The organism is Shimia thalassica, from assembly GCF_001458215.1.
GTDB lineage: Bacteria > Pseudomonadota > Alphaproteobacteria > Rhodobacterales > Rhodobacteraceae > Shimia > Shimia thalassica.
Map to the genome: position 1 here is coordinate 110030 of NZ_CYTW01000007.1, position 13494 is coordinate 123523.

Annotated in this window: 13 protein-coding genes; 8 read left to right on the plus strand and 5 right to left on the minus strand. The window is 56.4% G+C overall.

The features are described 5' to 3' along the window. Positions 1–94: 94 nt before the first annotated feature. The 4 genes from pheT (at position 95) to PH7735_RS19520 (ending at position 4219) form a co-directional block, all read left to right on the plus strand. Positions 95–2494, plus strand: coding sequence for a phenylalanine--tRNA ligase subunit beta (gene pheT / locus PH7735_RS19505; protein ID WP_058313110.1), 2400 nt, complete (start codon positions 95–97; stop codon positions 2492–2494). Then, positions 2487–2936, plus strand: a complete 450-nt coding sequence (locus PH7735_RS19510) for a GNAT family N-acetyltransferase (protein WP_145865384.1) — start codon at positions 2487–2489, stop codon at positions 2934–2936. Before pheT ends, PH7735_RS19510 begins: the two co-directional genes overlap by 8 nt. Positions 2937–3039: 103 nt before the next feature. After that, the gene (locus PH7735_RS19515) at positions 3040–3675 is read left to right on the plus strand and encodes a class I SAM-dependent methyltransferase (RefSeq protein ID WP_058313112.1); all 636 of its coding nucleotides are present in this window, start codon (positions 3040–3042) and stop codon (positions 3673–3675) included. A 94-nt stretch (positions 3676–3769) separates the two neighbouring features. Next, on the plus strand, positions 3770–4219 hold the full coding sequence (locus PH7735_RS19520; RefSeq protein ID WP_058313113.1) for a YtoQ family protein: 450 nt from the start codon (positions 3770–3772) through the stop codon (positions 4217–4219). Between the two features lie 21 nt (positions 4220–4240). On the opposite strand, the gene PH7735_RS19525 is transcribed toward PH7735_RS19520, so the two are convergent. After that, entirely contained in the window at positions 4241–4939 is a 699-nt protein-coding gene (locus PH7735_RS19525) for a glutathione S-transferase family protein (RefSeq protein WP_058313114.1), read from the minus strand. 149 nt (positions 4940–5088) lie between these two features. Between PH7735_RS19525 and mscL the strand changes: the two genes are divergently transcribed. Both mscL and PH7735_RS19535 read left to right on the plus strand, forming a co-directional pair. Continuing rightward, entirely contained in the window at positions 5089–5523 is a 435-nt protein-coding gene (gene mscL, locus PH7735_RS19530) for a large conductance mechanosensitive channel protein MscL (protein WP_058313115.1), read from the plus strand. An 84-nt stretch (positions 5524–5607) separates the two neighbouring features. Continuing rightward, on the plus strand, positions 5608–6414 hold the full coding sequence (locus tag PH7735_RS19535; RefSeq protein ID WP_058313116.1) for a mechanosensitive ion channel family protein: 807 nt from the start codon (positions 5608–5610) through the stop codon (positions 6412–6414). Positions 6415–6729: 315 nt separating this feature from the next. Here PH7735_RS19535 and PH7735_RS19540 read toward each other — a convergent pair whose 3' ends face one another. Then, entirely contained in the window at positions 6730–7440 is a 711-nt protein-coding gene (locus tag PH7735_RS19540) for a hypothetical protein (protein ID WP_058313117.1), read from the minus strand. A 559-nt stretch (positions 7441–7999) separates the two neighbouring features. Beyond that, a complete protein-coding gene (gene ald, locus PH7735_RS19550) occupies positions 8000–9118 on the minus strand; it encodes an alanine dehydrogenase (protein WP_058313119.1) in 1119 nt (372 codons plus the stop codon). Between the two features lie 140 nt (positions 9119–9258). Between ald and PH7735_RS19555 the strand changes: the two genes are divergently transcribed. Then, complete coding sequence (locus PH7735_RS19555) at positions 9259–9723, plus strand: Lrp/AsnC family transcriptional regulator (protein WP_058313203.1); 465 nt, start codon at positions 9259–9261, stop codon at positions 9721–9723. On the opposite strand, the gene PH7735_RS19560 is transcribed toward PH7735_RS19555, so the two are convergent. Next, entirely contained in the window at positions 9720–10706 is a 987-nt protein-coding gene (locus tag PH7735_RS19560; RefSeq protein WP_058313120.1) for a P1 family peptidase, read from the minus strand. The two genes, PH7735_RS19555 and PH7735_RS19560, sit on opposite strands and share 4 nt — an antisense overlap. Positions 10707–10994: 288 nt before the next feature. Between PH7735_RS19560 and PH7735_RS19570 the strand changes: the two genes are divergently transcribed. Beyond that, positions 10995–12239 (plus strand): aminopeptidase P family protein, encoded by a 1245-nt coding sequence (locus tag PH7735_RS19570; protein WP_058313122.1) that lies wholly within the window; start codon positions 10995–10997, stop codon positions 12237–12239. A 55-nt stretch (positions 12240–12294) separates the two neighbouring features. Here the strand turns inward: PH7735_RS19570 and PH7735_RS19575 are convergent, their stop codons facing one another. Continuing rightward, positions 12295–13416 (minus strand): serine/threonine protein kinase, encoded by a 1122-nt coding sequence (locus PH7735_RS19575; protein WP_058313123.1) that lies wholly within the window; start codon positions 13414–13416, stop codon positions 12295–12297. Positions 13417–13494: the final 78 nt, after the last annotated feature.

Sequence of the window (13494 nt, forward strand, 5' to 3'; positions counted from 1 at the left end):
AACAGACCTGCGGAATCGATGATGCGGTCTTTCCCCCTCGTGTCATATCCGTTAAAGCCCTGATGACCCGAATTTTGACCGATGGAATCTACCGATGAAATTCACGCTGTCCTGGCTGAAAGATCACCTCGAAACAGAGGCGACCCTTGATGAGATCCTTTACGCACTGACGGACCTTGGTCTCGAAGTCGAAGAAGTGAGCAATCCGGCCGAGCGTCTCAAAGACTTTACCATTGGCAAAGTGTTGCACGCGGAAAAGCACCCCGATGCCGATAAACTGCGCGTTTGCAAGGTGGCAACGGACGAAGGCGAGATGCAGATCATCTGTGGCGCGCCCAATGCCCGCGAAGGCATCACCGTTGTTGTCGCAAAACCGGGCGTCTATGTGCCCGGGATCGACACGACCATTGGCGTTGGCAAAATTCGTGGCATCGAAAGCTATGGCATGATGGCGTCGGAACGTGAGATGGAACTGTCGGACGAACATGACGGTATCATCGAATTGCCTTCTGGCGAGGTTGGCGACCGTTTTGTCGATTGGCTGGCCGAAAACGATCCTGCCAAGGTTGATGCTGTCATTGATATCGCCATCACACCGAACCGCCCTGATGCGCTGGGCGTGCGTGGGGTTGCGTTGGATCTGGCCGCGCGCGGCCTGGGCACGATGAAGCCTGCCAAAACCGCCTCGGTTGAAGGGACTTTCCCAAGCCCGATTTCGGTGACCATTGACGAAGACACCCTTGAAAAAGGCTGTCACGTCTTTGCCGGACGTCTGATCAAGGGCGTCAAGAATGGCCCGAGCCCCGAGTGGCTGCAAGACCGTTTGCGCGCCATTGGCCTGCGCCCGATTTCGGCGCTGGTGGACATCACCAACTTCTTCACTTTCGACCGCAACCGCCCGCTGCACGTCTTTGATGCCGATAAGGTCAAAGGCAACCTGCGTGTACACCGCGCCAAAGGTGGCGAAACCCTCGTTGGTCTGGACGAAAAGGAATACACCTTCTCGGACGGACAGGTTGTGATTTCGGACGATGAAAACATCGAATCCATTGCGGGCATCATGGGCGGCTTGGCCACCGGTTGTACCGAAGAGACCACCAATGTCTTCCTCGAGGCCGCTGTCTGGGATCATATCCAGATCGCGTTCACGGGCCGTGCGCTGAAAATCAACTCTGATGCGCGCTATCGCAACGAGCGCGGCATTGATCCCAGTTTCAACATGGAAGCCGTTGATCTGGCGACCCAGATGATCATCGACCTGTGCGGTGGCGAGCCATCCGAGGTGGTTGTCGCAGGCACAGTCCCCGACGTCAGCCGCGCCTACAAACTCGACACCGACCGTGTGCAGTCGCTGGTTGGTATGGAGATTCCTGCCGAGCAACAGATCAAGACACTGACCGATCTTGGCTTTGTCATGGACGGCGATATGGCACAGGTGCCAAGCTGGCGTCCGGACGTTCAGGGCGAGGCTGATCTGGTCGAAGAAGTGGCCCGCGTTGCGTCCCTGACAAAACTGCAAGGCCGACCCATGGAACGTGTTCAGGCCGGTTTGCCCGAGATGATCCTGTCGCCAATGCAAAAGCGCGAACAGATCGCCCGCCGCACCACCGCGTCGCTGGGCTATAACGAATGCGTCACCTATAGCTTCATCGACAAGGCCGCGGCCGTATTGTTCGACGGTGGGTCCGACGCAACCATGCTGGAAAACCCGATTTCCTCAGAGATGAGCCATATGCGCCCAGACCTGTTGCCAGGTCTGTTGCAGGCTGCTGCCCGCAATCAGGCACGCGGGTTCATGGATATGGCCCTGTTCGAATGCGGCGCTGCCTTTCAGGGCGGCGAGCCGGGCGAACAGCGTTTGCAGGTAAGCGGATTGCTGGTTGGCAAAACCGTAGAGAAAGACGTGCATGGCGAAAGCCGCGGCGTTGATCTTTATGACGCGAAAGCGGATGCCGAGGCCGTACTGGCCGCGATTGGTGCACCTGCCAAGGTCCAGATCCTGCGCGGCGCTGAAGGATGGTGGCATCCGGGACGTCACGGCAAAATCTGTCTGGGCCCCAAAAAGGTTCTGGGCGTCTTTGGCGAGTTGCACCCCAAGGTTCTTGACCAGCTTGGCGTCAAGGGACCTGCGGTTGCCTTTACCCTCTATCCAGAAGACATCCCGATGCCACGCAAGAAGAATGCGACCCGTGCCGCATTGAAACTGCGTGACCTGCAAGCGGTCGAGCGTGACTTTGCCTTTGTTATCGACAAAAACGTCGAGGCGCTGACCCTGGTCAATGCCGCCTCCGGGGCTGACAAAACGCTTGTCGAAGCCGTGCGCGTCTTTGACGAATTCATCGGCGGGTCCTTGGGTGAAGACAAAAAATCGATTGCCTTTACCGTGCGTCTGCAACCTACGGACAAGACTTTGAAGGAAGCAGACATCGAAGCGGTCGCGGCCAAGATCGTCGAAAAAGTCACCAAGGCAACCGGCGGCACGCTGCGTGGCTAAAACACTGGATTGGGTCTTGCGTCGGGGGGCGGCGCAAGACGTTTCCGCGATGGCCGCAGTGATCAATGCGGCCTACCGCCCTTTTGTGGAAGCCGGTCTTGATCTGCCCGATGTAAGCGCGGGCCTTTCGGAAGATATCGCTGCTGCGCATGTCTGGATCGCGGAAGACACGTCCGGCCTGCTGGGAGTGCTTGTTGTGTCCACCCGCCCGCCAACCGCACATTTGATGAACGTGGCTGTTGCGCAGAGTGCCCGTGGTCGCGGGATCGGCGGGGCGCTGATCCGCCATGCGATTGACCTTGCACGTGCCTCCGCCTGTCAGAACATCGTTTTGGCAACACATACGGGCATGCCAGAAAACGTTGCGCTTTATGAGAAATTTGGCTGGCAGATAACGGGGCAGGACGGCCTGCGCATCCGGATGTCGCGCCCCTGCGTTTGATCCGCAAAACTATCTGTCTGGGCCGCGATTGTGCATCCGCTGTCACGTGCCTATGTCAAACGTCACGTGCACAGTTTAATTTGTTCAAGTTCAGGAGAAACCGATGGAGCCCGACGCAAAATTTTGGGACGGCATCGCAGAAAAATATGCCAAGTCTCCAATCCGCGACATGGAGGGGTATCAGGCATCTCTTGATCGCACCCGCGGGTATCTAAAGCCAACCGACCATGTGCTTGAATTGGGATGCGGCACAGGATCAACCGCCTTGTTGCTGGCCCAGAATGTCCAGCAGATTACCGCGACGGATTTCTCGACAGCGATGATCGGAATTGCCAACCGCAAGGCCGCGGAAGAAGGGATCGAAAACGTCTCGTTTCTGGGCATTGATCCCTTTGATCCTCAACTGACCACTGAAACCTATGATGTGGTGATGGGCCTGAATTTCTATCACCTTCTGGATGACATGGGGGCCGGGTTTCGACGCAGCCACGATTTGCTCAAGCCGGGTGGCCTTCTGATCGCAAAAACGCCCAGCCTTGGCAGCACCGCGTTTTTCAAACGGGTGGCCTTGCGGGCCGCCGTGCGCGTCATGCAGGCTTTCAAAAAGGCACCATTTGTCGATTTCGTGCGGATCGAAGAGGTCGAGAAGGCCGTTGTCGACGCGGGTTTCGAAATTCTCGAGACGGACAATGTTGGTGGCACCGTGCCACGATCCTATTTGGTGGCGCGCAAAATCTAAAACCATTTGATCCAAATGCCGGGACTGGGCGGGGCGGCTTGGAACGCCTGGCCCGACCCGCTACAACAAGACGACAGGGACAAGGAACGACATCATGACACTCAAGGTTTATCTTTCCGGCGAAATTCACACCGACTGGCGGGATCAGATCATCTCAGGCGCCAAAGATCTGGATGTCCAGTTTGACAGCGCGGTCACAGATCACGCGTCCAGCGATGATTGCGGCGTGCGGATCATGGGCGATGAACCAGACAAGTTCTGGCATGACAACAAAGGTGCCAAGCTGAACGCGATCCGGACCCGCAAGGGCTTGGCAGATGCGGATGTGGTCGTGGTGCGTTTCGGCGAAAAGTATAAACAATGGAATGCTGCGTTTGATGCGGGATACGCCGCCGCGCTCGGCAAATCCTTGATCATTATGCATGGCGCCGATCATCAGCACGCTTTGAAAGAAGTCGATGCTGCCGCTTTGGCCGTGACGGAAACACCCCAACAAGTTGTTGAAATCTTGCAATATGTGTTGACCGGCGCGCTGCCGAAATAGAAACGCGCCGGACCGTCGGTCCTAGTCTCTGGGGGGAATGGATGCCCCTTTTTGAACAGCGGGTCGTGCCGAAAAACGCGCGATATAGGCTTGGACATTTGGCAAACTGTCCAGGCCAAGCAATTCTTCCGCTTCATAAAACGCGAGCGCCTTGAGCCACGGGGCGATTGCAATATCGGCAATGGAATACTCGCCTGCGATCCAGTCCTGTCCTTCCAGCTGCTTTTCGATCACCGCAAGAAGCCGCTTGGATTCCGCGATATAGCGTTCTCGGGGACGCGGATCTTCGATCTCGGAACCCGCGAATTTGGTGAAAAATCCCATCTGTCCAAACATCGGCCCCACGCCGCCCATCTGGAACATGAGCCATTGGGTGATCACTGCCTTTTCAGAAGCCGAAGAGCCAACAAGCTTGCCGGTCTTTTCCCCCAGATAAAGCAGGATCGCGCCACTTTCGAACAGCGCCACAGGTGATCCATCCGGGCCGTTCGGGTCGAAAATGGCGGGGATTTTGTTGTTAGGATTCAGGGACAGGAACTCCGGACTTTTCACATCCGCGTCTGACAAACCCACCTTGTGTGCCTCATAGGGCAACCCGATTTCTTCCAGCATGATCGACACTTTGATCCCGTTTGGTGTGGGGAAAGAATAGAGCTGCAGAACCTCTGGGTTCGCTGCGGGCCAACGGCCATTGATGGGGTGCTCTGTTACAGACTTCATCGCTGATCTCCTATCGCGTCTGAGGGGATAGTTAAGACTTTTTTCCCATCACGCTAGGCGCAAGCTCGTGCAAAAGAGAACAGCAATACCTGCGCCAACGCGCATATCTCGACGCAGGTGGAAAAAACGACAGGGAAGGAAACACGCGCATGCTACAAGAATTCAAAGACTTCATCGCCAAGGGCAACGTCATGGATATGGCGGTTGGCATTATCATTGGTGCCGCCTTTACGGCCATCGTGAAATCGATGGTGGGGGATCTCATCAATCCGTTCGTCGGGCTGTTCATGGGCGGGGTGGACTTTACCAACCTCTATGTTGTGCTGGCAGGCGAAGTCGCCGAGGGCGCTAGCCTCGAGGCCGCACGCGAGGCCGGCGCGGCCGTTTTTGCCTATGGCGCCTTCATCATGGCCGTGATCAACTTTTTGATCATCGCTTTTGTGGTGTTCATGTTGGTGCGCTACGTCAAAAAAGTGAAAGAAGCCGCCGCCAAAGAAGAGGCCGAGGCACCCGTGGTCGAAGAACCTGCCGGACCAAGCGAACTGGATGTTTTGCTCGAAATCCGCGACTCGCTAAAGAAATAAAAACTGACCATTGCGTAGCGACAGCCCTTGCACAGAAACAAGGGCTGTTTTCTTATGCTGGGTATACTCTGGAGGGTGTTTTAAATGGAAACTGCTATGGAAAGCGTTGGATGGGTTGGTCCACTCGTCATCGCAGCGGTCAAGGCACTGGTTGTTTTGGCAATTGGGTGGACGGTTGCTGGCATGGTCAGCGCCTTTGTTCGCAAAAAAGTAAACTCACGGCCTGAAATTGATCAAACATTAGGCAACTTCGCCGCGTCAATTGTGCGCTGGGTGATCCTGCTTCTGGTGCTGGTCGCGGTCCTATCGATTTTCGGTATCGAAGCCACCTCGCTGGTCGCAATGATGGGCGCAGCGACCTTGGCCATCGGTCTGGCCCTGCAAGGCACGCTCAGCGATCTGGCGGCCGGATTTATGCTTGTCCTGTTCCGCCCCTATAAGCTGGGCCAATACGTGGATATCGGTGGCACAGCGGGCACTGTGGTGGATATCAACCTTTTCGTGACCGAAATGGTGACCCCTGACAACGTGCAGATCATTGTGCCAAACGGTCAGGCCTGGGGCTCGATCATCACCAACTATTCACACCACGACACCCGTCGCGTGGATATGGTGTTCGGCATTGATTACGGCGACGATGCGAATGCGGCGATGGCGATCATTCTGGCCGAAGCACAAGCTGACGCGCGCGTCAAAAGCGATCCGGAACCATGGGTCAAAGTCACCAATTTGGGCGACAGCTCGGTCGACCTGACCACCCGCATCTGGTGCGACGCGGCGGACTACTGGAACCTGAAGTTCGAGATGACCCAAAAGGTCAAAGAGGCCTTCGACGCCAAAGGCATCTCGATCCCCTATCCGCACACCGTGGAAATCAAGAAAGAGGGCTGAGTGTTCTCGTAACGCGGGTCAAATAAAGAAGAGCGGCGCTTTCGGGTGCCGCTTTTGTTTTCTATCAGTTGTGATGGGTCACTTTAGTGGGGGAGGACCAGCGCAACGACAAAATGCTCATTTGTCCACGTGTCATGTACTCCGTAAACTACGTCCCCGTCACTTTGGTTCCGGATATCTACGCTGTAACGCTCTGAATAAGTACCATTCAATCGGTCTTCAAAATCTTGTGCACTTACAGGACCAGCCGAACCGTCTGACTGTCGATTGTAAGCCGCTTCAGCCAAGCTTACAGACCGGTGAAGAGATTGAAAGCTAATGTCCATTTTGTCTAATTCCTCTCCCTATGGCGAAATCGTAGAAAATCAGATGCTCCCGATCCCACTCAGCGTCTTCTTCATTCTCGAGTTCGACCTTCCAGCGCTGCCAGAAGAACCTCACACGGACTTTCTTCGTCACAGAAAATTTGATGAGTTCTCCATCCGTGCCTCTTTCCAGAAATAGAACAAACTGAGTGTTTTTGCCGCTCTTTGAGCCTTCGAATTGCTCAAGCACAATTTCTTCAGATGAGTGAACTCTGGATGAACGTCGGAGTTTGGCATAAGCGTACTCAGAGACATCACGCCCCTCATAAGACGAAATATCGCAAGGATCGCCTTTTTTCTGATTTGTATATATTCTGAACAATCTCGAGACCGATCCCGATGATTGGTCTGTGAAAGATTGGGAAATGTAAATAACCGCGTCTGGGTTGGCCGGGCACGACTGACTGAGAAAAGCGGCCAGCTGTTCGTCTGGGTGTTTGGACATGTAGTCGCCGACGGGGCGACCGCCAACGGCATTAGAGAACACTTCGTTTTCAATGTCCAAAAGTTCTATAGCTTCATCGTCAAGAAACTTTGGAAGATCCGCAAATCGAGGATGACTTAGCTGGCCGGCAGTTGCCTCAAATGCGGCCAAAAGGCAAAAGGCGACCGTCCTCAAACGAACGAATGTGAACTGAAATCGACCAAAATATTTCAACATCAACCTGCCTTACTCCGCATTTTTCCGAATCTCACCCAACCCAGACAGAACCAACTGGCTCCAGAACCAAGTTAATAATGTTTAGAAAACATAGCGATGGATCAGTTCAGTTGGGGAGGGTCAATTCTGGTCTACTTTCTTTTGTCGAGTTCGCTGTGCTTTTTGCGATAGTACCGGGCGGGCGCTACCACAACGGCAAGGAAAATGCATAACCAAACCAAATGATACTTTGAGGCCCAAAAGAAAAGCCCTGCAAAAATCATCGCAGCGGCAAATTCATAAATGGCCTGCCTTAATAGATCACTCCCCAATTAGTCCCTCCTTAATTGCTGATCAGCCCCACCTAAGTGGTCCAGTTTGAAAGTTAATGCATGATCGGAAGAGAAACTATTGGGTGATTGGTCTGCTTCCTGCGGCAGTGTTCAATTACCTTGTTGCTTCCCCATGGATCAATAGCAAAGACCGCAGCCACCACGTCGAAGTAGGCATGCCTATACATCTTACAAAAAACACCCCCGCAGTCGCTTGCGAGGGAGTTCAGTTTCATCACCTAAGAACCTTACTGTTTAACCGCCAACGACGGCGACAACACGTCCAGCCCCAGCGCCTCGCCAACGGCATAGTAGGTCAGCTTACCTGCGTGGACGTTCAGACCATTCAGCAGGTGCGGATCATCCTCGCACGCCTTGCGCCAGCCCTTGTTGGCGAGCGCCAGCATGAAGGGCATCGTGGCGTTGCCCAGAGCGATGGTCGAGGTTCGCGCAACAGCGCCCGGCATGTTGGCCACGCAATAGTGCATCACGCCATCGACCTCATAGATCGGATCGGCGTGGGTGGTGGCCTTGGAGGTCTCGAAACAACCGCCCTGATCGATAGCTACATCCACAAGTGCGGCACCGGCTTTCATAGAGGACAATTGGGCGCGGCTGACCAGCTTGGGCGCTGCAGCGCCGGGGATCAGAACCGCACCGATGACCATGTCTGCCTGCTCGAGCAGTTCGGCGGTGTAGCCTGCCGATGAATACCCTGTCTTGAACACGCCGCCAAAGGCGTCGTCGAGATACCGCATACGGGGCAGCGAACGGTCCAGAACGGTCACATCCGCGCCCATGCCTGCTGCAATCCGCGCTGCATGCGTGCCAACGACACCGCCACCGATGACCATGACTTTGGCCGGACCCACACCGGGCACGCCGCCCATCAGAACGCCGCGGCCACCGTTGGCCTTTTGCAGCGTCCACGCGCCGACCTGAGGGGCAAGACGACCTGCGACTTCGGACATTGGCGCCAGCAAAGGCAGACCGCCCTGCGCATCTGTCACGGTTTCATAGGCTATCGCCGTACAGCCCGACGCAATCAGATCGTGGGTCTGGTCAGGATCGGGCGCAAGGTGCAGATAGGTGAACAGCAGCTGGCCTTCACGCAGCATCTTGCGTTCGATGGCTTGGGGCTCTTTCACCTTCACGATCATATCGGCGGTCGCGAAAATTTCTGCGGCCGTGTCCAGAATGACGGCGCCGGCTGCGCGATAGTCATCATCCGTAAATCCTGATCCGGCCCCCGCGCCGGATTGAACGACAACCTCATGGCCGTTGGCAACGGCCTCTTGTGCCGCCGTCGGCATCAGGCCGACCCGAAATTCCTGGGGTTTGATCTCTGTTGGGCATCCGATTTTCATTTTGCGTATCCTCTCGCAATCTCCTTCCCAAAGCGTGACGGGATTCGTCTGCAATGTGCTGCAAAATTGGGCGTTTTAAATAAATGTACTTCGAAGATTCTTCGAGTATTATGAAAAAAACAGCAAAAGGCTTTCAAGAAATGTCTCTTGATCAAACGGATCGCCGCATCTTGGGGGTGCTTCAAAGACGCGGACGGATTTCAAACGCGGACCTGTCGGATGAGGTGAATCTGTCGCAATCCGCGTGTCACCGTCGGGTCCAACGCTTGGAATCGGACGGGTATATCCGTGACTATGTCGCCCTGCTTGATGCCCGCAAGATGGCCGTTCCGACCACCGTGTTTGTGGAAATTACCCTGTCCGCCCAAGCAGACGAGGTTCTGGATGCTTTTGAAAAAGCCGTGTCGCGTATTCCGGACGTGCTCGAGTGTCACCTGATGGCGGGGTCAGCGGACTATCTGCTCAAGGTTGTCGCCGAAAACACGGATGACTTTGCCCGTATTCACCGGCAATACCTGTCCCGCCTGCCGGGCGTGGCCCAGATGCAGTCATCCTTTGCCCTTCGAACGGTGTTCAAGACAACGGCGCTGCCGATCCATAGCTAGGTCACCTGATAGGAATAGGCGGGGACGGGGTCTTTGGCGGCGGGCGTGGCATGAAAAACCGCGCGCGCAATGGCGCGGGCCAGACATGTGGCCCCCGCATGCCCCAACCACATCGTATCTTCCGCAGGGTTGACCAGCGGCTTTGCCGAGGTCGAAACACCAAAAACCAGATCGCCGTCCATTGGGGTGTGCGACGGGACAAGTGCCCGCGCCATACCGTCATGCGCCGATGTGGCCAGACGTGTGCACTGACTCTGATCCAGAATGGCATCGGTTGCGACAATGGCGATTGTCGTATTGGCATTGTGACTGGCCAGTTTGGTCGGGGGCAATCCCGCTGGATAGTCATGCGCCGGACCCAGCCCGCCAAATTCGGCACCGGCCTCGAAAGGTGCGGCCCAAAAATGGGTGCCATCCACGGTGGCATCGCCCAAGGCATTGACGGCAACCAATGCGCCGACGGTATGCCCGGACGGCAAAACAACCGAGGCCGATCCCAGCCCGCCTTTGAAACTGGCCAGCATCGCGCCCGTGCCGGCACCGACCGAGCCAAGATTGAAGGTCTCGCCCACAGCCCCGAGCGCCTGCGCGCCAAGCCGTTTATAGGGGTTCTCGGGCCAGTCCTTGTCGCCGCCGTTCAAGAGGTCAAACAAGATGGCGCAAGGCACAATCGGCACGATCTGGTCGCCCACGGCAAACCCGCGACCTTGCAATCGCAACGCGTCCGCCACTCCGGACGCGGCATCAAGACCAAAGGCAGATCCGCCCGCCAAGGTGAGGGCATTGACCTGTTGCACGGTTTTGTCCGGTGCCAACAAGTCGGACTCGCGCGTACCCGGTGCGCCCCCCATGATATGGATGCCCGCCGTAAATGCATCATCCGCTGTCAAAACCGTGACACCTGTCTTGATCTCTGCGTCCGACGCATTGCCAACCACAAGGCCGGTCACGTCTGTAATAAGGTTGCGGGGGCCGGTTTGCATCGTTGCTCCTGTCGGTTTTGCAAAAGCCTAACCTCTGCACGGTGCGGCGCAAGAGGGCGCATCCAGAATTGTTCAAATGCGACCTGCCAATGGCGGGAACAGGCTTGAGCCATCGCTTTGGGTCCGCCAGAATGACTTTCAAGCAAATGGCGATGGCGTCGCCACGTTTGCCGGAGAAACCTTCGCAAGCGCGCTTATCTATCCAGTCCTGAACGCCGGGACCTCTTTTGAAAGCTTGCGCGTCAAAAGAGGGCCTGTTGCCCGACGCGCTCTGAACTGGAGGTCAAAATGACTGCTATTCCTCGTTACCAAGATCTGACCGCGGCCGCATCGCGCCCGGATTTCTACCGTTTCCACAACGGTGAAAAGGCGCCGCTACAGTTTGCCGAAGCCGAGTATGCCGCGCGCGTCGCCGGTCTTCGCGAAATCATGGCGGCCCAAGGCGTTGATGCCGCCGTCTTTTCGTCGATGCACAATGTCTCGTATTATTCGGGCTTCACCTATTGTGCGTTTGGCCGCCCCTATGCGCTGGTTGTGACCCAGACCGCCTGTGTGACCATTTCTGCGGGGATTGATGCAGGACAGCCTTGGCGTCGCTGTTACGGGGACAACATCACCTACACGGACTGGCAGCGCGATAACTATTGGCGGGCGATTGAATCCGTGTCGGGGTCGGGCCGCGTGATCGGATATGAAAGCGACCACCTCAGCCTGATGCAAAAGGCCAAGCTCGATGCCTTCCTCAACCCGTCCAAGTCCGTGGACCTTTACGAGGCCACCATGCGCCAGCGTATGCATAAATCCGCCGCCGAGATCGTGATGATCCGCGCCGGTGCTGCTGTGGCTGACGTGGGCGGATATGCCATCCGCGATGCCATCAAGGAAGGCGTGCGCGAAATTGATGTGGCCATGGCGGGCCGCGACGCGATGGAACTCGAAATCGCCAAGCGGTTCCCCGATGCTGAATACCGCGACACATGGGTCTGGTTTCAGTCAGGCATCAACACCGACGGCGCGCACAACCCTGTCACGGGCCGCGTGTTACAGCGCGGCGATATCCTGTCGCTGAACACCTTCCCGATGATCTCGGGCTATTATACTGCGCTGGAACGCACCCTGTTCGTGGGCGAAGTCGATGATGCCTCGCTGCGCTATTGGGAGGCCAACGTCGGCGCGCACGAATTGGGCATTTCGCTGCTGAAACCGGGCGCAAGCTGTGCCGAGATCACCCACCAGATCAACGACTTCTTTGCGGAACGCGACATGCTGCAACACCGCACCTTTGGCTATGGTCATTCGTTTGGTGTGCTGTCGCATTACTATGGTCGCGAGGCCGGTCTGGAACTGCGCGAAGACATCGACACGGTGCTGGAACCCGGCATGGTGATCTCGATGGAACCCATGCTGACCATCGCCGACGGACAACCCGGCGCGGGCGGCTACCGTGAACATGACATTCTGGTCATCACCGAAGACGGCAACGAAAACATCACCGGCTATCCTTATGGCCCTGCGTTCAACGTGGTCGGCTAAAGCCAACAAAAAAGGCCGCGCAGCGATGCGCGGCCTAACTTGAAACCGATACGGCTTACTGGTTCGGGAAATAATCCTCGCAGTCGCCATCGCGGTACACATCTGCGGTACAGCAATGCAGACCACCACCAAAGGCATAGGCGTCGCGCAATTCGACCTCGACCACTTCCATGCCAAGTTTGTCCATCTGCTCGGCCTGATAGACCTCGGACTTTTCAACACAAACGGTTTTCGGATCCAGAACCAGCACGTTCATCGACAGCCATGTCGACGAATAGCACAGCGGCGGCGGCGTGTTGTGCGCAGGCTGTGCCGAGTCGACGATCTCCCAGCCGTTCTTGTGGAACATCTCGCGCTGTTCTTCGGGCAGACGACGCTGAGGGTTGTTGAGGATCAGACCGGGACGCAGCGGCGTGAACGTCGCATCGATGTGGATCGGATAGGGATCACCGGGGAAGTTTACAGTGTGCACGCGATGATCGGGGAAGTGACGGCGCAGCCATTCAATGCCCTTCAGGTTTGTGGTGAACCCGTGCTGCACCACCAGATCCTTGCCAAACCGCAACACGTCGGCTGCATCGAACAATGGCTCTTCTTCGGTGGTCACAAAGAACTTTTCCTCGGCCCACTTCAGGCGCTTTTCCACGCCGATTTTGTCGCTCAGGTAATCTGGGTGGTAATCCTCATCCGTCAGGCGCGGTTTGGGCGCGGCCTCGTGACGGAACTTGGGGTCTTCCTCCCAATACTGCTTCAACAGCGGACGATAGTTCAGGTACTCGAACCAGCGGCAGCGATACGACATGGTCGCTTCCAGCATCTCGTGCCCGACGGTCAACAGAACATCGCGGGGCGGCATACAGCCGAACTGGCTGTCGGTGTGGAAATCTGGTGTGGTCACGGGTTGGGAGTGGTCGATCGAAACCGGACGATCCACCCGCACACCACGCTTGCGCAGCTGATCGGCAAAGTTGTCCAGCAACTCGTTGGCGCGATCAATGGTTTCCTGCGGGCGACGGCCCCACTGGCCGCGCATATCGCTGTCTTCGGGAACTTTCGCGTCCAGTGCGGGTTCCTCGGGCGGGATATGGCAATCATCCGCACGGCCCACGATCACGTGGCGCAGCGTGTCCCATTCATTCCAGCTTTTGACTTCGGTTTTTTCCGGTGACCAGACCATGACCGTCTCCTGTTTTCTATGAGAGACGGGGCGGGGGCCTCCAATCTCCCGATTGAAAGTCCCGGCGTACAGGAACGT